This window comes from Siminovitchia acidinfaciens, from assembly GCF_003605385.1.
Taxonomy (GTDB): domain Bacteria; phylum Bacillota; class Bacilli; order Bacillales; family Bacillaceae_C; genus Siminovitchia; species Siminovitchia acidinfaciens.
In genome coordinates, this window is the sequence record NZ_QYTV02000002.1 from 213837 (window position 1) to 239607 (window position 25771).

Consider the following 25771-nt stretch of genomic DNA (forward strand, 5'->3'; position numbering starts at 1 on the left):
CACTTCCCTAGGACCGGACACCAAAGAATTGTTTAATGCGCGCAAGCATTCCCTGCTTGTCATCCTCCAACGATTGAAGTGGCACGGATTCACCGAGGATCCTTCTCGCTATGTTTCTATACGCAATAGATGCTTTGCTGTTGGGATTAAGGGCAATGGGTTCCCCCTGATTGGAAGATTTGATGACTTCTTCATCATCTTGTACAATTCCCAGTAAATCGATAGACAAATGCTGGGTAATTTCGTCCACATCCAGCACTTCTCCTTCTTTCATCATTCTGTTTCTAATACGATTGATGATCAATTTTGGCGGTTCGATGTTTTCCTCTTTTTCAAGGAGGCCGATGATTCTGTCGGCATCCCGAACGGCGGAAATTTCAGGTGTTGTTACAACAACTGCCTTGTCAGCTCCAGCCACGGCATTTTTAAACCCCTGTTCGATACCTGCCGGGCAATCTATTAATACATAATCGTAATCTTGTTTCAAATCACCAACAAGGGTTTTCATTTGTTCAGGGGTTACAGCTGTTTTATCGCTTGTCTGAGCTGCCGGGAGCAGAAAAAGCTTATCTTCAAACCTTTTATCCTTGACGATTGCTTGATGTGGTTTACATCTTCCATCTACAACATCAACAAGGTCATATATGATTCTATTTTCCAAGCCCAGCACGACATCCAGATTACGGAGTCCGATATCTGTATCTATCAGGCAAACCTTTTTTCCCTGTAAGGCAAGCGCGGTGCCCAGATTTGCAGAGGTGGTGGTTTTTCCGACGCCTCCCTTGCCGGAAGTAATAACGATCGCCTCACCCATAATAATGTCCCCCTTTGAATCTAGTAATATTAGGTCTCAAATGCTTGAGCACTTGAAGTCTATCAATAGTTATCTGATGATTTTTATCAATGTAGGCACATTCCATTTGATGGTGTTCTTCATGCTCATAATTATCAGGTGCACGGCTGATGCAATCAGAGATCCTAAGCTGTGACGGGGTCATGAAGGATGCGACAATAACAGCATCATTCCGCCCCGAGTATCCCGCGTGGGCAACTCCCTTAAGCGCCCCCATGATAAAAATATTTCCACCCGCTCTTACAGTTCCACCAGGATTTACATCACCGACTAGCAGCAAGTCTCCCGGAACTTCCAGAACCTGGCCCGATCTTACAATGGCAGCAACCGAAGTCACCTCTTGGCTTTCCACTATCGCCTGAGCTTCTTGCTTAGTGACGACATCACTTTCAATATCCTCAACAATCAAATTCTGCTTCAGGCGTATAATTTTTTTTAACTCTTCCTGTTGATCAGTAGTCAAATAGCGATTCCCCGTAAGGATACGGACCGAAATAAGCTGGTTTTCCTCAGTGCCTTTCAGCTCCGAAAGCTTTTCCTCCAGCTCAAGCAAAATATCCTCATATGAGCAGCGATCATTCAATTGAAGTGATAGGCCGCTTTTCGTGCCTTTAATCATCACATTTTGTGTTTTCATGTTAAGCGGGCATCATAACTGTTTATGTAAGAATACCCTTACTTCTCCTTTCAAAGAAAAACATCACTACTTGCGGCAATTAAGAAAGGCGTAAGCGCCTTGCTTAGCACGGGCAAACAAGACGATTCCCGAGGAGGCAGTTCTTCAGCCAAGCTCCTGACTCAATTGCGTCATCGAACTTGCCTCATGCAGCTTTACGACGGGTGAACATAGGCATCTCCGATTAGGCTGTGCCGCAGAAGTACAATCTTCCATGCAGGCTGGTGACCTCGAGTGGCTAAGCGCTTAAGGCAGGTTCAGTCAGCGACGCCCTCGAAGTTTTCCTTGTCCTGTCGCTTCACCTGCACTAGCACATCCTGTGCCTCTCTGGACAAAGAAAAGTATCTTTCAAATTAATATTTTCCACAGCAAGTTATACTTCCTTATTTTTTTGAAAAAAGTTGATTCGTTTTTTCTATTTTCGACAAACGATAGCAGCTTTCCTCTATTCCGTTAATAATATTACTTTTAGCTGCTTATTCGGAAAGTATTTCTTTTTTTCTATTTTGCAGCCACCTGGAAAATGGAAAGTAAATCACCAGGTAGATAACAAGATTTAAAGTCAACGTTGGAATCAGCCTGTTAGTTAAAAATTGAGCCGTTGTCATGTTGACGTCAAACAATAAAATATTCAGGCTATAAACAAGTATCTCTACTAGAGCGATAATAATCAGTACAACCAATCCTGATGTAAGGACATTAATTTGGAGCACTTTCATCATTTTGGATGCAGCATAGACAGCTATAGGGAGCAAAAACAAATAGGCTCCAATTACCCCCGTATAGTAAATATCGAATAACAATCCGAAAATCGCCGCATAAATCAATGTAACGTTGCGAAAATAATAGATCCCCATCATCGTTAGAACGACTAATAGAAAACGTGGAATTACAATTCGGTCTCCTAAAAAAGAAAAAGCCGGAAAAAACTCTACAAATAAGCTCTCGGCATAAAAGCAAATAATTGTAATAAGAGGAAGGATAAACCGTTTCATCACTCTTCACCCTTCTCTTCCGCACTCGGCATCGAACGTGCCACTACCATGACATGCTCAAAATCATAAAAATCGGCTGACGGCTTCACATAGGCTGTTTGCGTTAATCCAAACTGGTCGAGGGTTAGCTCCTTGACTGTCCCAACATCCATCCCCTTGGGAAAAATCCCTCCCAAACCTGATGTAACGACACTTTGTCCGGGCTTTAATTTCTCCTGATCAATAGGAAGATCCTTCATTAACAGCATCTTCTTTTCTTTATCATATCCATCAATCAACCCGTAAACTGATTTCTTCCCTTTAACTTGAATTTCAGCTGCAACACGGTATCTCACATTATCGGAACTTAGCAATTCGATCGTGGAGGTCATCTCTGATGTACTTACAACTTTTCCAATTAACCCTTTGGACGTGATGACAGCCATATCAGGTTTAATTCCGCTCTTTTTGCCTCGATCTATGATGATCTGCTCATACCAACGATCTGGTGTCCTGCCGATGACTGTCGCCTGGATAGGCGTGAAGCTTCTTAAGTCCTCTTTTTTATCTAAAACTTCCCTAAGCTCTTTATTATCCTTTTTTAAATCCGCAATTTCCTTTTCAAGCTTTGCAAGCCCCTCAAGACGGGCTTTTAATTTTTTGTTTTCCGTATATGTATTTTGCAAATCATTTATATTCTCGAAGAACGCCGCAAATTTGTGAGCTGGTTTTGCCACAAGAGATTGTCCGAAACCAACGATATCCTTGACAAACTGTTCAGGGCGCGAAATGTTTTCCCTCTCTCTCAAAGAAAAACCGATCAATGAAACGAGAACTATAATTGCGATCAGCAAGATGATGAGACGCTTATTTAGAAAAAAGTTCGGCATCATATCCACCTCTAACTTAAAAGAAAAGCAAAAGCGTCCAGCTTTACGAAGACAAACAAAATGACTCCATGGAAGACACCCCGTTAGCTAGCAGGGAATTGTCTTTTGACCCTATAGGACTGGGCGCTTTGCTAAACAGTATTTATTTCTTTATCATTCCTGCCCGTCAAGTATGGGCAGGCAATATTTGCATGCAAAAGCAGAGTACCGCTTTTCAGCGGTCTCCGGCTTTTATATTTACATTTTGGCCTTTACGCCCGTTCTTTGAACAGGTCGATATGGTCCAACGCTTTTCCTGTGCCGATGGCTACACAATCAAGCGGCTCTTCCGCAATAAGTACCGGCATTTTGGTTTCATCACTGATCACTTTATCAAGGTTTCGCAGCAACGCCCCTCCGCCTGTCAGGACGATACCTCGGTCCATAATATCTGCCGCCAGTTCCGGAGGTGTGTTTTCCAATGTGCTTTTAACAGCATCTATGATTGAGTAGACAGTGTCGTGCAATGCACTGGAAATTTCTTCGGCAGTGATTTCAATTGTTTTAGGAAGTCCTGTTAACAGGTCGCGTCCACGGATTTCCATGTTATCGATATCTTCAGTCCCACCCGCTGATCCAATCTCTACTTTGATTGTTTCAGCTGTTCTTTCTCCGATTAGCAAGTTGTATGTCTTACGAATATAGTTGACGATGGCCTCGTCAAAGTTATCTCCTGCAGTTCTGATGGAATTGCTTGCGACAATTCCTCCGAGTGAGATAACCGCCACTTCCGTCGTTCCGCCTCCAATATCAACAACCATGCTTCCTGTCGGTTCCCAGACTGGGAGATTTGCTCCGATAGCTGCAGCAAATGGCTCTTCAATAGGGTAAGCATCACGTGCACCTGCTTCTCTAGTGGCATCCAGAACAGCCCTTTGTTCAACGGCTGTAATGCCGGAAGGTACGCAAACCATGACGTAAGGCTTTCCGCTGAAGACCCCTTTTGCTTTTGCGGCTTCTTTAATGAAATACTTCATCATTGTAGCAGTTGTTTCATAATCAGCGATAACTCCGTCCCTCATTGGTCTCATCGCCACAATATTCCCCGGTGTCCGCCCAATCATATTTTTGGCGTCATTTCCGACCGCCACTATTTTCTTTGTTTCTGTGTTGATGGCCACGACAGATGGTTCACGCAAAACGATCCCTTTTCCTTTTACAAAAACAAGAGTATTGGCTGTACCCAGGTCAATTCCTAAATCTTTCGTACCGAATCCAAACATGATATGTATCTCCCTTTCTAACCCCAATTGCATTTCTATTTTAAGCGTATATTTTAAGACATAAGCCTGGAAATATTGGTAATATCCATTTTAATCGACAAAAAATCACAAGACTTATTATATCGTATCACTTCTAAAAATCATAGTGTCACATAAATCCTTTTTCTTTCATGCTAACATATTTATTATCGCCGATGATCAAGTGATCGAGGACTTCTATCCCCATGATTTTCCCACACTCAACAAGTCTTTTTGTCACTTCTATATCTTCTCTGGATGGTGATGGATCTCCGGATGGATGATTGTGGAAACTTATAGGTACACTTTTAGGCGTTAACTATCATATGCCACATTTATCATGATATATCCATTGATAATAAAGGATTTTTCAATTGCGCCAATATCAAAATTATTAAGGCTAAATGTAGCAATAAATATTGCAAAAAGTTAAAATATTAATAATAACATTTGAGGTAGGTCGATCATATGGAGTTAAGTGAATCTTACAGGTTTATTGTAAAAGAGATTAGAGAGGTCGATGGTAATAATAAAGTTGTATCTATTATGTTACATGACCTAAGAACAAACATTCAAGTACCTCACCCAATTACAGAATTTATAACTGTAAAATATGCATACCATGGTAAATCATTAAATTCACAATTATTACCAGCAAGAATATTATGTCGTTTTCTAAACTATATTCTTAAATCAATAGATAAAAAAGACAAACTGTTTATGCAGTTATCAATTACAGGTTTAAAGTCTTTGAATCTATATCATGGTAGTAATTATATTTCTCACCTAACAAGAAATGGTTTATCAAGGAACACGATAAAATTGAATGAAGCCATACTCACTAACTTTTTTGTATTTTTAAACGAAAATAAATATATACATGAAAAGATAGAGATTGAATATAACTTTTACAAAGATCGAAGAACGGTTAAATCGTTATTTGAAAAAAGTCATCTTCAAACTAAATATCCTACTTCAAGAAAATCAAGTACTATATTAAAACTAAAAGATTTCGGTAAGAATCGTTATGAGCTTATGATTTTATTCATACAGGTTGCTAGAGCTATTTCACCAGATATTGCATTAGGTATTTGTTTTCAGTTTTACGGTGGATTACGTAGAGGCGAGGTTGTAAATGTTACCAAATTAGATTTAGAGGTAATCCCCTATGAATCTATGATAGTTAGCATAAAAGATAATAGACATATCTTATTTCCACATTTAGAAGATACATCAAACGAGTTTCCAAAAAGAACAAATTATCTCAGCCCTAGGCTGTGTAAGCAAATCATAATGGATATACCTTTAGTGTGGGAAATTTATTTTGAGCATATGAATTACCTGCAAACTATGAAACCTAAAAATAAACAGGCAATATTCTTAAATAAAGATGGCAATGCAATGTCTGGTAAGGTTTATGATCGAAGATTTAATAAAGTAAAAAAACGTTTTTTAAAGGAATTATTAAAGCAAGGCAGATATGAAGATTATACATTATTAAATGAAAGTTATTGGTCGACGCATATTGGTCGAGGAATTTACAGTAATATCCTGTTTGATATGAAACTTACACCTACTCAAATAGCTATTGCTAGAGGTGATACCAATATTAATTCATCTATGGAATATGTAGACGAAAAAACAACTATAAATGCAATCAAAGACAATTTGCCCCGAATTACAAAGTTAAGTGAAAAATATTTCAATAACTAAATAAAGGTCCAATATCACAACTAAAGGAGGAAAATAATTTGGATGGTAATCTCATTAAGTTATCCTCATTTTTTTACAATAAACAAAATATCCCTGTAACTAAAAATAAAGTAAAACTTCTTATTCAGGAAGGCTATCTTAAAATCTTTCAGATTAACAATGATGTCTATTTTAATCGTGATGAAGTAATGAAAATTGTACATATCGAAAAAGAATTATCAGAAAATTACTTAAGTACTGATAACTTTCTACAAATAGTTTGTAAATCGTCTAGTACCACCTCCTATAGAAAACATTTAAGCGAAATACTATCTAAATGTAATAAAGTATATAAAATAAAAACTACTAATTACAGAAATTCATTATATTTCGCTAAGTCAGATGTAGAAAAATTTCTTGATAATGTATATACCAAGAATGAACTTATAAATAAATTAAGCATCAACATTTATATCTACGAAAACATTGTAAATACAAAGAAAATAAAAGTAATCAGATTCTCAAAAAACACTGAGTACATTCCTAAATCTGACTTAACCAAATTAGAAGATTTATCAAAATGCTTTTCTTCAAGAGAATGGAAAGCTAAATGGGTCAAAGGGACAAGCATAATCAAAAGTAGTATTTTTTCTAAATTAGTTAAGAGTAACGAAACTTTATATAAACTATGTCTCGAAAATTCAATAAACCACTTTAAAAATCATGAAAAAGTTTTATATGTAGATTATCATTCTCTTTCATCGTTTTACAGGAAACATCAAAATTTATCTAATAACTACTACACATTAACTGAGATTAGAAAATTGTTTGGCATGCACAAATCTTCACTTACTAATTTAAAATCTACTTTTGTTGCTAATTTATTTATTATGTGCGAAAAATTAGATATTAAATATTTTAAAACAGGTCAGCAACTTTTAGGGGATAAAACTTATTTCAAAAAAGAACATATCAATGATTTTCTAATTAATTATATTTCCAATAAAGAGGTAGTTAATCAATATAACATTACTTTTCATCAATTAAATTTCTTGATCAATCACCACAATATTGATCAGATTGATTTACACAAAAGACTTAGGTTGTATAAACAAAAAGACATTATTGAAATGTTTAACAAAGACGAAACCTGGCTATTTCTTGGAAAAAAAGACAAATTCTATTCTCTAAAACAAACCTTTAAATTATTGCAAATATCAGATAGTGAACTAATCACTATTAGAAAAGAGACTAAATTATCTTTTTATTATTTCCACAATACAACGTATTACTACAAAGAAGAAATCATTAATTTATTAAAACTCAAACAGTATATTACAGAGAATTATGTTCCTTCGTCCTTAGTTTTTGAAACACTTGGAGAACACTACTTTAGATACTTTAAAAATAGAAAAAAACCAACAGGTATTGAAAGATACGCGTTCAATACAGACTCTCCAACATTCTTACTTTTTCCTAAATCCGAGTACGAAAAACTATTAAAACAGAAACAACATCAAGAGCTATTAGATTCCATATCATACAATGATCCACTTTCAGCTTATTATGAACTACTAAAAATAAATAACATTAAATTTCATGAAAAATCACCTATTACACAACGATATTGGTTTGATTATTGTACGGATTCTATTCTATATAACAATAAAGCGAAAGAAACTATCTCTTACTTTATAAATAGCATAGTAAAATGCACTAAACTGTTATCAGAGTTTATTGCAGACTCAGAATTACATCTAAAATCGAGCAATGAAATAAATTTTGGTTTATTAAACTCATACATTCCAATTAATCATCGAAATATTATGATACCTTTTATTAATAAACTTTATTACCTATTAATTAAAGATAATATTAAAAGCTCATTCCAAGTAAATAAAATTAAAAATTCATTAAATAACACTAGAACTTTAAATCAAGATATGAGTATATACGACTACATTACTTTTAAACAAGTCTATTCATACGCAAATAACTTAAATCACAGAGAAACTGCAATAAATGACGGTTTACATAGAATAAACTCTCCGTCAACAAAACAATCAAACGAGTATGCTTATTCTTGGCTTTATATATTATTACACCTAAACAACGCTTGGAGACATAGAGATATATGTAATATAAAAATGATTAATATTTCTTTCCTAAACATAAATTCATTAGCAGAGTTTTTTAATAAAGATCTTACCAACGATGAAGTCAATAAAATCATTAATTTACTTTTAACAAAAGAATACATTGTGTCTAAAACTAAGTCTACCAATAACTTTTTCATTTCCGATGACATAAAAGTCGCTGTTGCTAACGCCTATGTAATTTGTCATTTAATAAATCAACATTGCTATCCTACTTTAGAAAATATTATAAATTTTAATAATAAACAAAATAACTTTCTCGACAACCATAATAATAGTTTTTTCAAGGAATTTCCTAAAGAATTCAAGTTTAAAAACAGAAAGATGAATAGAACATTACTTACTATCATGTATACACTATTGAAAAAGGAAAAACATAGTGGTGCAGCACTTAACATTGCTCAGCGACTTCGTTCCCATAGAAATAAGGAATCAACCAATAAATATATTAAAATCCCAGACGAAGATATTAATAAACTTTCGATAAACTTATTTAATCGTGGAATATTTGGTTATATACCAAAAATACTTAGTGAAATATTTTTTGGAAGCACAAACGATCTCCCGAAAGAAACAAACAATATACTAAGGTTAAAATCAGTATTCAAAGATGTTTATAACATTGAAGCCACTGCAGGTTTTTTAAACAGTGTAATCAAACAAAAAGAATCTATAATCCAATTATTTATTAATCAAGGCTCAAAAAAAGCGTTTGAAACGTTAAACAAACTTCAAAAGAATTTCTTACCGGGCAAAGACGAAAACTTTCAATGTATTGTTTCAGAAAAAGGTTGTATTAATACTGGTTTAGATTGTAAGAATTGTGTTTATTCTGTACCAAATTTTTATGCTACTGCTAACATAGTCTCTAGTGTTACAATCACACTCGAACAGTTTAAAAACTACTTCAGCAATACTAATTTGGAAATTGAAAAGATAAAACAAGTTAATCTATTGTTTATGGAATTAGATATTTTAGATGATGCGGTTAATAAGTTTGGCGAAGATGTGGTGTTAGGATTTTTTGAGGGAAGTAAACAAGGCTATTTAAAGTTACTAGATTTATTAAGTGATATTGATTCAGAAAAACCTATACATGAATACGCTACTTATACACCAAAAGGAGTTGAATAATTGTGAGTGATAATACATTTACAAAAACTGATGCTTCTTTTGATACGCCCTATTTATCTGAGTATGAAATTACTTACGTTATCAATTTATTATCTGAACTTAAATCAAAAGGTACTTTTCTATCGAATTCACTTCACGATGACATTTGGCTATTCTCACATGAATATAGCCCAGGAAGAACTATTAAACTCGATTTCGGAAAAATTGACAAAGGTTTAAAGCAAGACGATCAATTACTAATAAAATGTTGGATAGGTTCATTACTTGATAAATACCGACCATCTACGTGTATTCACTATTTCCATCATTTTTGTATGGCGATTAATATTACAAACTTTTTCTCTTTAGATCGTATAGATCATTTTGTAGAATGGCTTCATGAAGATCATATCACTAATAATGAAAAAACTTACGTTCTGTCCACTGTTTTTAGTTTTTTTGATTTTAGTGAAATTATCAATTCAAGTAATTATCTTGCTAAATTATACGATATACGAAATAAAATTAAATTTACTAAAAACCCTATTGAACTACCTTCATCAAAATATATCTTATTATTCTCATATTATTTAGAGAAATATTTTACTGACATCGAAAAAGATGAATCGTTTGATGATGAAGAAATTATAAAAAAGAAAATCCTTTTCTATCCAATCTTAATTTGGTGGAATTTAACTACAATTATTCCGATGAGATCTACTGAATTTTGTTTAATAAAAAGGGATTGTCTTTCGGAAGAAAAAGAAAATAGTAAATATTTTATTACAATAACTAGAATTAAAAAACCATTAGACCAGAAAGATATAGTTAATTTTTATTCTAAAATTGAAATCAATGACAGTATCTATCATTTATTAAATAATTATATTGAGATTACTGAAGAATATGGAGAAAGTGAAACACTTATCTCTTATAGATCTTTAATTTACGTCGATAACACAGGACGTAGAAAACTTCAAAAAAGAAACCTTAACTCTTTCAATACAAATAATTTAGAAAAGTTACTTAAACGTTTCTATAAAGAAGTTATTAACAAATATTATCAAATTGAAGTATCTCTAAATCAAAGATTAAGTCCAAATGACACTCGTCACATAGCTTTTGTTTCACTTATGATGCAAGGGATTTCACCTGTTGAAATAGCACGTTTGGGTGGTCATAAAAGCATAGCAGCGCAGTATCATTACAGTTTTCACAAAGAATACTGGATTGATAACGAGGTATTTAAGTTAATTAAAAACTATAAAAACATATCTAATTTCGATAACAATAATATTAGATATATTCCAGAAAACGTTAAATTAAAGGCTTTTGAATCACCTACATCAAGTTTTAGAGGCGAATTAGAAATCGGCTATTGCAGCGACTCTCTTATACGTTGTGAAGCTAAGGAATGTATGAATTGTAGCCACTGGCGAATTGATTTAGATGATTTAAAATTAAGACATGACCTCATTATCGAAAAAGTTAATAAAAACAGAAACAATCTAATTGAACTCATGAATTTTATTTATAAAGTTCATACGAATACAGTACTAAATATCACGACATCCGAACACCTAGGAAACGAGAAAGACTTACAGCAAACATTCCAAAAAGTTAAGTCAGAACTCCAAAATTTATCAAAACTAATCGAAATTGAAAGGAGTATATATTAACTATATGACTAAAAAAGGTCGAAAACCAATACTCACCGAAAATGAAGCCAAAGAAATAGTAAACAATTACGTTCTTAAGCATGGTGTATCCAAAGAGATTAAATATATTGATTTACACAATTATTGTATCGAACTATATCAAAATAAAGAAATATCTAAATTACCTTCAGAATCATTTTGGAGGAAAATGGATCGAACTGGTCGAAAATTAATAGATGAAGTAAATTCAGCTTTATCACACAAACTCGAAAGAAATGAAAAAAAATATGAGCTACAAAATTTATTAAACTTGATAGAGAATAAAATCACAAATAAAGAACTAAAAACAATTCTTTTCAAAGAATTAGAATCTAAGCAAAATAAAATAGAACAACTTGAAAAAGAGCTTAATATAAAAGAAGAAAGTATATTATCATTAAAAAAATCACATGAAAATTTACAAACATTGAATAAACAGCAACAAGAATTAATATCACAAGTTTTTCATTATTTTCTAAACAAATCATCACACGGAAATTTAATTTTTTTTGATTCTGCTCTAAAAAGTATATTTTCAAACCCATTAGATTACCTATCGGTATTTAAAGAGAAAGAAATTCACCAAAATAATATAGCTGACTTTTTTAAAAACAGACTGAAAAAAAATTAAAAAGTGGATAGTTGTAATCAATTATCTAATTACGGCCATAAGAATATACCCTTCTCTCTGTTATCTTTTTATAGTGATTGCTACAACAAGGCTTACCACTTGTTGTTATCAAATATAGAGAAGAGAGATAGAAGTTCTAGATGTATATAATGCAATTTTTAATAGAAGATTACTTAGAACGTTGGATAATTTCCATGGTAAGATATACGTAAGAGTTGAGGTGTTGTTTATTATGGATGGTAAAATTATATGGAACTCTAACAGCAGCGTCTATAGCTCAGGTAGCGAGCTACAGTTCGCGGACGTTTAAGCCAGTAAATGCGCGGCAAGAGAGCCACTAATTAGTAAAGCGCAAAACAATAAATAGCCATTGGGACGTTGCGAATCCAATGGCTATTTGTTTTAACTTATTCTTTTACCTTCTAATATGCTTATCAATAATATCAATGGCCCAGCGAACGAGTTCATCATGATTTAAATTCTCTTCCGCGACCCATTAACAAAGGTTTAATAGTCTAACTTCTAATTTATCATTACTTCTCTAGATCAATACATGGAAAAGGGCGTTAGGGACTATTTATTATTTTTCTCTTATCGGCTTTTCTTATAGCATTACTAGTCATAATTGGCTTTATCCTTTCTCTTGTTCTTTCATGAATAAAAACTTCATTAAATCCTAATTCTTTAAGTAAATAGAATTCTAATATGTTCTGCAGGATATGGAAAGCAGTTATTAAATCATCACCGTTAAGAGCTTTATCTTCTTGTTTTTGATTATAGTGTGTGTAGTAATTCCTTGTTTTAGCAATTAACTTAGGGAATTCTACTAATTTGAAGTCTCCGGTATGAAAGATGAATCTATGGTCTGCTAGTAATAAATCGGCCAGACGACTTTTTAATATAACAAAGTCTCTGCAACCATCCAATAAGAACTCCCTATCTTGTTCGCGAAGGGCCTCAGGTCTCACTTCTAATAACTTTTCTACTCTTTTTTTATAATCATGAAGAGAATAAGCAATTCTTCGAGAATGGTAGGTTTCCAATGCTTGTACCATGTTCAAAAAATGCCGACTAACTGACAAATTTTGATTGTATAAACTGTCAATATAGAGTTCTATTATGGGTTCCATTATAGTTGCTACTTCTTGCCATTGTGAGAAATTTGCTTGTCTTAGTTCACTCAGGCTAAAAAGGTAATCATGTTTCATTAACCGCTTAGTGCTGTTTTCACTGTTTACAGCGTGTTTATAAGCGTGAATAACTTCTAACGGTCGAATATGTTTCTCATTATCTTCAAATTCATAATAAATTTCGGAACTTTCAACAATCATCGAACTATAGCTTAAAGGGGCACCTATAGCTATCTCTATAAGTCTTTTCATTTGGTTGGCTATTTGTATAAACCATTCAATTGTTTGTATTGATTGAGCTTCAATTATAAGATTAGGCGTTTGCTTTAATATTATCTCCTCTTTCATGAGATGAAATGGATCACTATAGTCCAAATAGTAGGATATACTGTAGGTTTCATTTGAGTATATTTCAATCGGCTTTACAATCTTTAAATCAATAAGAGAATCTTTTTTTTTGTCCAAATCAGGTCTTACATAGTTTGAAACATCACCCCATTGAATTATCCCTGGTATGCTTATTGTCATTTTAGAAAATTTGATATCTTTTATTTCTTTGAAATTTACGCCATTAAACATGAAATGAGCTTTATATCCAAATACTTCTTCTGATCCTACCCTACTATTAGTACTTATCCTTGAGCAATTGACAATGGTAATTTTAGCACCATTAATTGTAGAACCAGTAATAAAAGGAATTTCTAGAGGAAGTTCTAAGTAACTCATGATAGGACCATTATTAGGTATACGAATATATAATACTATGCCACCTTCATCTTCATTTAAATATAAGTCCCCTGTATATTTCTTTCCTATATTGTTAATCTTCCAAAAACCCGTTGCCGATAAATTTACTTTCATTTTTTCACCACCACCACAAATAGCATTGATTAACTATTTCAATTCTATCTATAATTAGCAAAATATAATATAGGAACTCAATAAATCTAGTTTAGCATGTTTAAGGGATACAAAATCTAATGGTTAAAACAACTGTAAGCGTAAATAATACCTATATCAAAATTACTTTAACAAAAAAGCTCGATTATAAAAAATTACGTCTTCATGTCTGTGTTGGAACATGCCTGTGTGAGACCCAATTATGACAATTCATGTTTTTGAAAAAACAAAAAGGAATCGCTTTGAATGGGTTAAGGATTTTATCTTTTTATTTTATAAAATTGTGGTGTATTGGCTGAATAGAGTCTGGCTCAGATACCCCTCACGAAAAACCTCTTGTAGAAGAGCGCCATGCTTGTTTGCATGCAACTTTATTATACAAGAGGTCATTCTCCGCAAAGGGTGGCTCTTTCATGCGCAATGAATGGCTCAAAACTAAGCACTAGTGACTCAATTCAATCGCAATATTCACTAATATTGACATATTATCGTTGTACTGTGCAGTAATTGTTAAACAAAGAAAGAAGCCGAAGTCATTTCAAACTTCCGTTATTTTTCAAAATGTTAATTATGTTAAGCGTAGACTATGTTTCCGCAAACCACAAGCGTGAAAACGTCTACTTTATACTATATAGCAAAACGATTCTGTTGATGATGTATTGGTATTCGAGTTTATCCCCCCTTTACTCGAGGTAGAGTCATGCGTGATTGTGACAGTGTATCGGAATTTATACTGTGTTACCGTTTTTGACGCTTCAAATTCGTCAATACTATGTGGTCCGTCAATATGCTCTTTTTCCAAATCAACTAAATATATCTCATAGGATTCCGCGTGTTCGTGTGCAAAATGGTACTCAGCAGATGACATATAGAAATTATTAACCGCAGCTTTTACTTCAACGTATACAGTCTTTCCATCTCTTTGATATTCCATATCATATATAGAAGATTGATTCCTCTCCGCTGGAATATCCGAATTTTCCGATGTCCATCTTAATGTATCGTATATGCCTTTTAGTTTGTTACGCACTAACCTTTCAGCAGCTTTACCATTTTTACTCTTTGTAACCTCGCTTCTGTCTATCGAGGAACTTGTTTGCGGTCTAATATGGGTAGGTTGATTCGTTTTTTCTTTAGGCTGGATTGGATGTACAACCGCTTTCGACAGAGTTGGTTCACTATCTGAAGTAGGTGTTACCAATGTAGTTATTGAATTGTCCGTTTTATTTATATATTGATTTTTTTCAAATTGTTTTTTGATGTAGTTCACGTACTCATCATTCAGGAAATAAACTAACGATTTCAACTCAAAATGTTCATCAATAAAGTCATTGAAATTTGAATCATGAATCTTACAACTCAATAGACCAAAGTTTTTGTTATACACTTCATCTATATCTATTCCAGCATTAACCATTGTGATCGCAGGGAATTTACATTTTATGAATTGTTGCACATCAAAGTCAACTGAATTTGATATTTCATCCCTTTTTGGACTAAAGTTTATAAACTTGTTAATATCCCTTACGAAGTTTTTCTGTTCGCTTTGACTATAACCAGTGTATTTTACAAATAAGTTGGCTTTATAGATTTTGAAGTTATTTCCAACAAATAATTTTATCTCTTTTGCCCAATAAGCTCTTAAATCAATATCGTATTCAAAGCCCCTTTTTTTTAAGGTATCAATATCTAAATTATAATTTTTTAACAATACAATAAACTGCTCAGAATTATCGATAATATTGAACTGGTTGTAATCAATATTGTCTAGTTCTTCTGAGTCATAATTCAAATTAAGCACTTCAGATAAATTTGTGCGTATTGAATTTTTTGATATTTGATTTATTACATCAACAGAACCAAAGTGCTTTTCTACTAAGAATTTTCGACCTTTGCTATCTCGATACAATTCCCCTAATTGATTAGTAATTTCATTACTTGTCGTGTTTGCTACTTGGGCAAATAGTTCTTCTATACATTTTGAAATTTGTCGCCAATCTATCGTTTGGTAAGAATCTAAATAAATCAACCAGTTTTTCTTGCCTTTAATGAGTAAGTAATTAGTTGATACGGATTGTTCAGCACCATTATCCACTAACACAACGTGGGAAACTAAACTCACTTGAATACTATCGATCCGCATTTTTAAATTCGCATTTTTTTCGCCCCACGCTCTAGCGTAAACAATAAAGTCATTAAAATCTCTTTGAAATAAAGCATTATCATCATGAAGTTTTATACTTTCTTGAACGACGTGATAACGCTCCTTAAACTCATTAACCCCAAAGATGCTATTGAATACTTCAAAACTACCGTTTCTCAAAGGAGTTCTCATAATGTGATAATTCCCAACATTAACTTGAATACTGTTGCTAAAATAAGATTCTTTCGCTAAATGATAACCTTTTCCATCGCGGTTTTGTGTAAACACCATTCCTTGATTGACAAACTTCTGATATTGCTTGGAATTTTCAAACGGTTTCCCATCAAACTCTACAATTTCACGGTATATTTTCTCAGATATTTGCCCACTCTGATCTAATTGTGGCAGCTTTAATAATACGCTATAGAAATCATTTGATTGCAGTTCTGTTATTTTTTCCTTTACACCTACTGTTACCAAGAACTCTTTCAATTCTTTTGATTTTATTCCTAACTCATCAGCAATGTCTTTGATAAGTTGGTTCGTAATTGTTGGTGAAACACTTGAAATGTCTAAACCTGGATAATCAAATACACATTGATTTGGAGCAAATTTCTCTCCGGAAATTTCAAACCACTTAGTATTCTCAAAAATGAATTTAATATAGCTTTGCATATAATCCGAATACTGTTGATGTCTTTCCGCTTGTATTCTTGCTGTAAAATGAAATAAAACAATTCCTGAATGCTTCTGATTTAGCTCATCTTGCAATTCAGTGTCTGATTTTATCCAAATCACAATATCACTAATAGACATTTTTTCCAATATTTCTTTTAGATTGTCTATGGTATTGAACTCAATGCTTCTAAGCCTTGGAGCTCTTTCATCCACATCATTTCCTGGTAGCTTTTCAGACAAGTACTCTTTAGTAAATATTCTTTTAAATCTATTGTCACTGATGGTTCTTTTGCTAATTTCAGGAAATTTGAGTACGCCAAGTTTTTCAACAAATAATTTCAAATCAACCTTGCTATCCTCATCGATTCCGATTTCATTAATTTTCTCAAACGCTTTATATTTGTCGTCAATAAATAATTTTTCACCAATCTCATTGCCATAATGTTTATCAAAATATAAATTATTTGAACGTTCAACAGTTTCTTTTTGACTAGGTAAATTGAATCTAATATCTTCAGGAGGTTGCCAGTTTGGATTTGAAGAATAATTATCCCACAACCATTTAGTAAATTTCTTAGCCTTCTCATAATCATCAACTGAACTATTCACTGGAGATAAAACAGTTGATGAATCAGCATCTCTAAATTTCAACTGTGGCATTAAACTATTCCAACTGCTTCCTGAATTTCGTGCGATTACCCTCTCGAGAATATCTTCATCTTCTAAGTCCTTTTTTATCTTTTCGATTTCTTGTAATTGTCTTTTTAACTCTTCTTCAAATTCTTTATCCAGTTGAGTTATACTGGCCCACTCAGGAATATCGAGCTTCCTACCACGCACAAAGTACACTGTGTCATTTGGTTTTATAAAACTTTTTTGTGTATTCCTTAATAAATATGGCAACAGCTTAGAATCCTTATATTCTTTCCCCCACCAGATAAATGTTTTAATTTTTTCTGGTATATCCCAACTACTTGCAGCCTGATTAATTATTTTGCACAATTCTACATCACTATATTTCAATTCAACATCATTTTTATCAGCAAGGACTTTTAATAAATCATCATTATCTATGGTTGGCATATATTCCAATAAATTTCCAAATTCTTCACCAATAAAACAATCAGGAAACTCTGAAGTTATCAATTTGGGCTTATCAGCTATTGAAACAAAATTTCCATTTACAGTTGGAATAACTTTACAAACCTTAAGTAGTTCCAAGTAATACTTGAATAAATCAAAGCCATTCTCGTTCCACAATTTGCTTTTCTTATCAGTAGGCGTCAAAGTCTTGATGGCCAATAGTCTATCATTTCGAAGTATGAGTTCCTTCTCGCTTATTGTTTTAACAAACTTTAATAAATGCTCAAATACCGCCTTATTAATATCATTCAAGGGAACGTCATCCCTACTTGTATTTAAATCAAAAGTAGCATGCATCAAACAATTCAATTGTGTAGAAAAGTTTCTAATTGGAAAAAAGCAATACAATTTATCTTCAGAGTAGTCAGCTTCTTTGTCTAAGGAAATTGCGACCGAAGATCTGATTTTTCTTTTCTCGTTTTTTCCTACATTGATATATGGCTCATTTGGATTTTGATAGAATATGTATTTTTCAACGGTTTCTCCTACATGTATCTCTATTTTTCCGTTTTCTTTACTAACCTTTTCCACGACCTTATCAAACTCGTCTGTTTTAATAGTTATCTTTGTAATATTCGGAAGGAAAATCAAGGTTTTATAGTCAAAACTATTAATCTGATTCAATATATTCTGTTGGTCATTTTGAAAAGATTCATCGGTTATGATTCTTATTACAGTGTCATAACTTGTTTCAATACTTTCTGCTTCAAATGGGCAATGGAGAACAGGGATAGAAAGATTGGGAACGTTGTTCTGCTGTTCTTTGATAATTTCAGATTCTTCAAGTAATTTACTGAATTCTTTGTCAGCAAATTCTTGAGAAAAACCAACGTGGAACCCTCCAGAGTGAATTTCAATTTGTTTCCCCCAATTTAATAATGATCGGAAACCTGTTCCCTTATTTCCAATAAAATCATCAGATTTATTACTAGCAGAACCATGACACAATCTTTCGATAGTTTCTTGTGTAAATACTGTCCCGTTATTTGCCACTGTAAAAACATTATCTTTGTATTCGAGTAGAACATCAACATCAATCAAAGTAGTATTAACTGCAGCATCATCTACGTTTTGCAACAACTCAAGTAACTCTCTACCATGATAATCCGTTATTCTTTGCTCATCTTCTTTATAATCTGATTCTAATTCATATTGAAACGTTTTGTATTTATCAATATATCGTTTTCTTATTTCCTCAACTAAAGTCATCCAAACATACCCTCCAGAACAAATCTTCAGTCTATTATATCATTTTCAATGAATATCACGAGTCATCTCCGCGTTGTATTAAGTATTTCTTTAAATGATACATAGCTCTAATTGAAAAATAGACTTCCCTTTGTTTATCACCATTACCAATAACCAAGGTCCTCATATTCTGTTTATTAATATCAGCTTTATTTAATTCATTAATTTCAGATATACGACAGCCCGTTGCATACAACACTTCTAGAAAAGCACGCTGTCTAACTGTATCACAGGATTCTCTTGACATTTCAAGTTCTTCGATTGATAAGGATCTGGGTAGGCGGTATTCATATTTTGGAACTTTTTAATTTGGCAGTTGGATCACGATTAAATATTCTTCTAAAACTAACTAGAAAAACTCTATAAAATTAATTGTTAGCGTAATCGTCTCTTAATGATTGTGTATTACCAGTATCCTTGTACTGTGCAGCAAATGACTCTGTTTTTTGTCATCCTTCTTGTTCACCATAAGCACCCATTTAGATCTATATGCCCTTACCACTTAATACAATCTTCAAGGAAAAAGTGTTAAATAATTTATTTTCCAATCTAAATATTCATTAACTAACACCCTATTTATTGGATTGACTGTTAGATTTGTAGACAATAAATTACAAAAACTATATGATAATATATTTGAAGCTAGTAGAATTTTCAGCTTTTTTAAGGTGAATTAAAAATTATGAGGTGATGTTATGACCAAAAATAAAACAATACAAGAAATATTTAAGGAAATAACCCCGATAGAGCGATTTAACTTTATAGCAAGTATTGTTACAGTAACTAGTGTTTTAGTTAATCTATTATTAAGTTTTTACCAAAAAGTTGAGTTCGATCTATATACGGTTTCCATCTTACTAATTTTTGGCGCTCTCCTCATAGCAGTGTTGTCATTACTAATAGGTTGGCCTTATATATTAATAACAGAAATATTTAAAAACAAATCATCGAATGGGATTATCACAACGACTGTATTTACAGTTGTTATAAGTTTATTTGCTCTTGGAGTTATAACAGCTCTTGTTCAAGGTTCTATTGAAATAATATATATGATCTTGGAATGGAGGGGAGCTGTTAAGTAACAGCTTATCCAAGTATCTTGAAGAGAAGTAATTTGGGAATGTAATACAAACAAAGAGGGGAAATTCAAAGCAATCAAACGCAAAGTAAAATACGCCCCCCTCACCAACACTATAGTTAAGAACAAAGAAGAACTATAAATAAATTTTTAATAAATTGTATAATCTCACCACATAGTTCTGTACCAATGGTCAAATATGAAAAGACGTTTATTTTATATGCAATTGTCTCTTGGCTAATCTACTACCAGTATCCTTGTACTGTGCAGTAGTTGTTAAATATGAAAAGAAGAAGTCATTTCAAAACGTTAATTATGTTAAGGGTAGACTATGTTTCCTCATCCATATGTGTTGTGTGCGTACCCATGATACTTAATCGCAAATATTGATTTTGCGTAAAGGTACCCCCTCAATCAGGGGGCACAATACTTTCTATTCTTATGCAGATGTCGTTTTTTCCTTATGGCGATATTCAGGGATTACTTCTAAGTTAATAATAGATCTCATCATAACCTCTCTTAATTATCTTTCATTTAATTTATTACAGAAATCAAGCCAATTTTCTGGCATATCGAGAGCTTCATTAATTGTATAATAAGTCTTTAAAGGCAAAATACCATTACCAGTTAACCAAACATTATGCATTTCTAGGATTAGATTTAATGCAGTTTCACCTTCTTGTATTGCCAAGGTTTCGTAATAACAGTATGAAAAGTTCTCTAAATCACTATTAATTGAAAATAATTTCACCTCATCACTACTTGTTTCTGAGCTGAAGTAGTTTGAAATTAAATTATCTAGAATGGCCCTAATCTTATCTTTATCAAGGTATGGAAAAATAGCTTCAAATGCACGATTCGCACCATCATATTCCCAGTAATATCCACTTTCTCTTTCCATTAGCAAATTGTACATAGCAATAGAACATTCCTCAATTTTGTGATTATGTTCCTTTTTATATTTTTGAATTAATTCAACAACAAAATCCCATCTAAACAAATTTTTATTAGTTGTGTACTGCTCAATTGTTCTATTCATTGCTTCTTCACATGATATCGATTTTATATCATTAATGAAACTTTCCACTATTTTATTGTCTTTATCGTTACAATCAAACCAACGATTAGGGATTATAAAACTATGAATTTCCCTAGTTGTCCTTTCCAATCCGAATTCATATTTTGCTATTTGTTTTAGTTTAGGTTTAATATTTGAATATCCAAGTCTATTTGCCGCTAGTAAAATACCCTCTTTGATGTCTGCAATATAAATTTTTCCGAGTGTATTATCAGTATCATACCTATCAGCCGAATCATATACAAAAAATATGTTCGTAGATAATTCCCAAATTGCGATTAACTCTTCTTCTGCAAAATGCCCCGCTTCAAAAGAACTTATTACACCATCAAATATCGTTTGTAACCATTGTTTATTCCATTTGTGATTTAAATTTGCAAACTTCCATAGAGACTGATACCCTTCTCTTCCAGCAGATGTTGCAACAGCTGAATCAATAAAAACCGCAGCCCTGTTATCTCCTAATTCAGATGCATTTTTTGATATATTTAGTAATTCTAAACCCAGATTACCCCAAATACTATTATTTAATTTATCTAGCCTTTTGTACCATTGAAGTGGGGTGAATAAAGAATACTCCTTTCTGCCCACATAGCCAATAGATTTAAGTTTTAAGATATCTTGAGCATTTTCCGCTTTTTCAATCCATCCCATTTCAAAAGCATTATTAATAAAGTTCTCAGCAATTTCAATCATATCAGCAATTTCTTCTTCCCATACTATTCCATTCTCAGACATCCAATAATCAAATAAATCCTCCAGGATGATATTTTCTCCTAAATCTTTTAGAAACGACCAGTATATGTCAATATGCCGAATGTTATTAAAGTTTCCAGCTCTTTCTATCATTAAACCTTGCAATGCATTGGAAAACTCACTACCAGTTTTATTAGTTATATCTATGTATTGAGTTAATAAATATCTTTCAATTTCAATACCACCAATTTCATATCTTCCTATCAAGTTATCATCACTTAATAAGAACCTAACATTCATCTTGAAATCTTCTATAAATATCTTTTTATTCAATTGTTTTTCATTAATACATTTATGCATGTAACCTAAATATGAGCTTACTGAAAGCAAATAATAGACAGCATGGTACCTTCTACCTTCTTTCTTAAACTCTCCTTGCCTATAGGTATTTATAAAAGAATTAATAATCTTATCAAAGCTGAAATCTCTATAAGAAAGTATTATTGATACAAGCGCATAAATCGGAAAATTATCTCTGTCACTCATATAGTGTAAATCTTCTACATAAGAAAATTCTTTAACTGCTATATTATTAATTAATTCCCTATAATTTGCTTCCTTAGAGTTTGTTATTGCCCAAGTTGCTACCTTTAGTTTGAATGAATTAGAAAAATTTTCTTGCCAATATTCCTGTGTTAATTTCAATACCATATCATTATTATCTTCCATTAGCGAAACTATAAATGCTTCTAAATCATCTTTAAAATGATAGCTTAAAGCTTCTACTGTTTGAATAACTTCTTCATTCTTAGTGAAATTTTTTCCTTCAGCTAACCAACCTTTTGCAAAATACGCTCTTGCAGCTTTATAATATTCTGGAGTTTCGCCCTTTTCTAATAATGGCCCGAAATTAATACCAGTATATTGGCAGAACATCCCCCATTCTTCCAGCATATGTTGAAAGCGATCATTAATTCCTTCATCCTTAATTTCATCATGTAATTGGTGATTTTCAATCAAAATTTCAATAATTTCTTCTGGTGTTAAGTTACTTAACCACTTATCTAAAACATATCTTGCTCTGTCTACTTTTTCATGTTCGATTAATAATTCAACATCTCCAAACATACGTAACAGAGCTTCAATCGTTAACAACTTCCTATGCATTACCTTTTTCTCACTAAATAAAACAGTAGGAAGCTGAATGTTAGCCTTATATACTCTGTCTGCCCATTGCAAAGACTGCTTGAACTGATACAGTGTTGAGACAGCACAGCTAAAACTTATAATTTTTCTATAATCTTCAATATCAACAAGTGATCTCAATGTTTCCTCAAGTTGTTCTACAAGCTCATTCATAGGTCTGAATATATTAAGTGCTTCAATAACATATTCCTTTGTGTAAACTTCAATATAATCATTAGTTCTGCCTGCGAATTTTAATAGTTCGAATACTAATTCGTGTTTAGTAATAGAATCTGTACTTTTATTTAAATAGTAATCAGCTATTTTACTAGCCACCTCGGTAAAAGTAGATAAGTTTTTCCTTAAATATCTTTCCAAATAAATCCTTACATCATTATGAAATACTCGAAAAGCTCCATCCTCTTCTATTACCACAGGATATAGTTTTTGAAGGATCCTTTTCCATGCATTTTCATTTATTGAGGGATCTCCATAAATATCACAAATAATCTCTGTTTTTATTTTTTTATTTATTAGAGAAAGAACTCCTGCGACTACCCCATCTACATAGAAAAAATTACTTGGTATATTTTCTAAAGCTGACTTCCATATATATTCATAATAATTATTTATTCCACTAGATAATTTTTTATCATTTAAACACTCATCAAGTTGTTCAATACTATCACAGCGCTTAGCTTCATACATAGCGAATATTACAGATAAGGTATTGCCTTTTGCCTTTTCATTAATAATCTTTATTGCAAACTCTGTATACTCCTCAGGTATGTTTGTATCTATCTCTCTATATAATTGTCTAATGTCCTGTTCTTCTATTTTCGGTACATTAATTTTAAGTACTTTCTCATCACTTAACCAATCTGGATATAATTTATATTCATGTATTGGTTGGCCAGCAATCAAAAAACAAACATCTTTAGGAACTCCTTCGGGTGGAATAAGTGTTCCTAAAAAAGTGTTTTCACCTCCTGCTCGTGCCGCATGATCTATTCCATCGATACATATCACAGTTGTGTTACCCGTTTCATTTGCGAGTGCAGCTGAAAGTCTCAGTACTTCATTTCTCAATTCATCTGTGGTTGATAATAATTCATTGGAAATTGGTACTTGGTATTTTGCTAGTTTACCTTTAAGAAGTTCTCTTAATTGAATAAGCAAATCTCCCCATAAAGCTCGTGGATCACTTACCCCCTTGTCAGCAGATAAGTATAAGTCATCTGAAGTTAGAGGTTTAAAAGCATAAAATCTAATTGTAATAACCGAATCAATTTTATTGGTTAGATAACTTACTATATTTGTTTTACCTGAACCTGGCTCTCCTGATAAAAAAACAACCGGATAGTCTCTCTTTTTTAGAGTATCTTCCAATTTTCCCGAGAAATCTGCCCTTGATTCGAAAAACGGTTCAGTAGTTGGTATATCATGTATACCTTTAAAACTATCTGAACTTAAAGAAAGTGCCTCAAGTAAATCCTCCTTAGTTATATCCTCTTTCTTCCTTAAAGTGGTTGTCCACTTCATTAAGGCATAACATAGACTTTTATGAAGCTGAACAGCTATACGTGTATCAACTTTAAAGTAAGAAGAGATTTTTTCTCCAATTGAATTAATTATCTCATTTAAATCTTCTTGAGTAGCCTTAATGTCAAAACTCTTGAGAAAGTCTAGCTTTTGAACATTATCAAGATCATTAAGTTCATCTAACCATTCTTTCCATGCTGTCTCCCATTCTTTTTTTACGCAAATCTCTTCTAGTTTAGATGCATTTTTTATTTTATCCTTAATATATGGCCAAAATGTTTCTAATGCGGGCCTCTCATAAGTAACCGAATCTGATTCTTTAACGTTGTATTTTTTTACACCCATGTGTCTATTGGTAAATAGTATAGCATTACACCTTTTATATTCTTTTGAAGCTTTCTGCCAATCAGAGGAAAATTGGTGTAGATATGAACCTTTATTATCCTTGTCATCCTTTTTTCTTATCATGTCCGAGAAAGTTAAAGAGTCATTTTCCCTTGTATGCTTTATTTGGATACATTCTGCTTCACCACTATGAAAATTTACTACTACATCATCTAGCCCTTGGAGCTTCGAAGCTTGAAGAACTATTGACCTTATATCTTTATCGGGACAAAGTAAATCAAGAGCATACAATAACCCTACAGACCATTCGTACCAATAAGGATCTGCAATCCCTGCAGTTAAATTCTCTTTTTTAATCATTGTAATTCCCCTCACTATTAACAAAAAGTAAGTTTTTAATAAATCAATCGTTCTACCTATGTTACTATTTTTTACTCCATTCTTTTCTTTGTAAGATTTCTAGCATCTGAAATAGTATCGCAAGTATGTAATGTTAATGTATCCAAATGACACCAGACGCGTCCATTTGGATACATCTTTCCGGTCTTAATTTCTTTTGAAGGAATAATTGCACGTCCTAGACTATTTATACTGTGGATCACTCCACTCTCTATTAGACATTTCAACAATTTCCTTATGAGGG

At 32.6% G+C, this 25771-nt stretch carries 14 protein-coding genes and 1 pseudogene; 5 read left to right on the forward strand and 10 right to left on the reverse strand.

What is annotated here, in order from left to right; translation table 11 throughout:
* Nucleotides 1-7 precede the first annotated feature (7 nt).
* The 6 genes and pseudogenes from minD to D4T97_RS05360 form a co-directional block, all read right to left on the reverse strand.
* The gene (gene minD, locus D4T97_RS05335) at nucleotides 8-814 is read right to left on the reverse strand and encodes a septum site-determining protein MinD (protein WP_126048473.1); all 807 of its coding nucleotides are present in this window, start codon (nucleotides 812-814) and stop codon (nucleotides 8-10) included.
* Nucleotides 807-1490: a septum site-determining protein MinC gene (gene minC / locus D4T97_RS05340; RefSeq protein ID WP_126048475.1), complete on the reverse strand. Its 684-nt coding sequence runs from the start codon at nucleotides 1488-1490 to the stop codon at nucleotides 807-809. The genes minD and minC overlap by 8 nt, the downstream gene beginning before the upstream one ends.
* 515 nt (nucleotides 1491-2005) lie before the next feature.
* The gene (gene mreD, locus D4T97_RS05345) at nucleotides 2006-2524 is read right to left on the reverse strand and encodes a rod shape-determining protein MreD (RefSeq protein ID WP_126048477.1); all 519 of its coding nucleotides are present in this window, start codon (nucleotides 2522-2524) and stop codon (nucleotides 2006-2008) included.
* Nucleotides 2524-3393, reverse strand: coding sequence for a rod shape-determining protein MreC (gene mreC, locus D4T97_RS05350; RefSeq protein ID WP_126048479.1), 870 nt, complete (start codon nucleotides 3391-3393; stop codon nucleotides 2524-2526). Before mreC ends, mreD begins: the two co-directional genes overlap by 1 nt.
* 251 nt (nucleotides 3394-3644) lie before the next feature.
* Entirely contained in the window at nucleotides 3645-4655 is a 1011-nt protein-coding gene (locus D4T97_RS05355) for a rod shape-determining protein (protein WP_126048481.1), read from the reverse strand.
* A gap of 148 nt (nucleotides 4656-4803) precedes the next feature.
* Nucleotides 4804-4971, reverse strand: a pseudogene (locus D4T97_RS05360) (JAB domain-containing protein); the annotation flags it as partial.
* 170 nt (nucleotides 4972-5141) lie between these two features.
* On the opposite strand from D4T97_RS05360, the gene D4T97_RS05365 reads away from it, so the two are divergent.
* From D4T97_RS05365 to D4T97_RS05380, 4 genes are read left to right on the forward strand one after another with little or no spacing between them, the layout of a single operon-like run.
* On the forward strand, nucleotides 5142-6386 hold the full coding sequence (locus D4T97_RS05365; RefSeq protein ID WP_126048483.1) for a site-specific integrase: 1245 nt from the start codon (nucleotides 5142-5144) through the stop codon (nucleotides 6384-6386).
* A 38-nt stretch (nucleotides 6387-6424) separates the two neighbouring features.
* Nucleotides 6425-9655 (forward strand): hypothetical protein, encoded by a 3231-nt coding sequence (locus D4T97_RS05370; RefSeq protein ID WP_126048485.1) that lies wholly within the window; start codon nucleotides 6425-6427, stop codon nucleotides 9653-9655.
* A gap of 2 nt (nucleotides 9656-9657) precedes the next feature.
* On the forward strand, nucleotides 9658-11313 hold the full coding sequence (locus tag D4T97_RS05375; protein WP_126048487.1) for a site-specific integrase: 1656 nt from the start codon (nucleotides 9658-9660) through the stop codon (nucleotides 11311-11313).
* A gap of 4 nt (nucleotides 11314-11317) precedes the next feature.
* A complete protein-coding gene (locus tag D4T97_RS05380; RefSeq protein WP_126048489.1) occupies nucleotides 11318-11962 on the forward strand; it encodes a hypothetical protein in 645 nt (214 codons plus the stop codon).
* Between the two features lie 566 nt (nucleotides 11963-12528).
* Here D4T97_RS05380 and D4T97_RS05385 read toward each other — a convergent pair.
* The 3 genes from D4T97_RS05385 to D4T97_RS05395 form a co-directional block, all read right to left on the reverse strand.
* Nucleotides 12529-13953 carry an ApeA N-terminal domain 1-containing protein gene (locus tag D4T97_RS05385; protein WP_126048491.1) on the reverse strand — a complete coding sequence of 475 codons (1425 nt, stop codon included), beginning with the start codon at nucleotides 13951-13953 and terminating at the stop codon, nucleotides 12529-12531.
* Between the two features lie 661 nt (nucleotides 13954-14614).
* Nucleotides 14615-19165 (reverse strand): sacsin N-terminal ATP-binding-like domain-containing protein, encoded by a 4551-nt coding sequence (locus D4T97_RS05390; RefSeq protein WP_126048493.1) that lies wholly within the window; start codon nucleotides 19163-19165, stop codon nucleotides 14615-14617.
* A gap of 55 nt (nucleotides 19166-19220) precedes the next feature.
* Complete coding sequence (locus D4T97_RS05395; protein ID WP_126048495.1) at nucleotides 19221-19451, reverse strand: tyrosine-type recombinase/integrase; 231 nt, start codon at nucleotides 19449-19451, stop codon at nucleotides 19221-19223.
* Nucleotides 19452-19899: 448 nt separating this feature from the next.
* On the opposite strand from D4T97_RS05395, the gene D4T97_RS05400 reads away from it, so the two are divergent.
* Entirely contained in the window at nucleotides 19900-20286 is a 387-nt protein-coding gene (locus D4T97_RS05400; RefSeq protein WP_126048497.1) for a hypothetical protein, read from the forward strand.
* Nucleotides 20287-20805: 519 nt separating this feature from the next.
* On the opposite strand, the gene D4T97_RS05405 is transcribed toward D4T97_RS05400, so the two are convergent.
* Nucleotides 20806-25488 (reverse strand): ATP-binding protein, encoded by a 4683-nt coding sequence (locus D4T97_RS05405; RefSeq protein WP_126048499.1) that lies wholly within the window; start codon nucleotides 25486-25488, stop codon nucleotides 20806-20808.
* Nucleotides 25489-25771 lie beyond the last annotated feature (283 nt).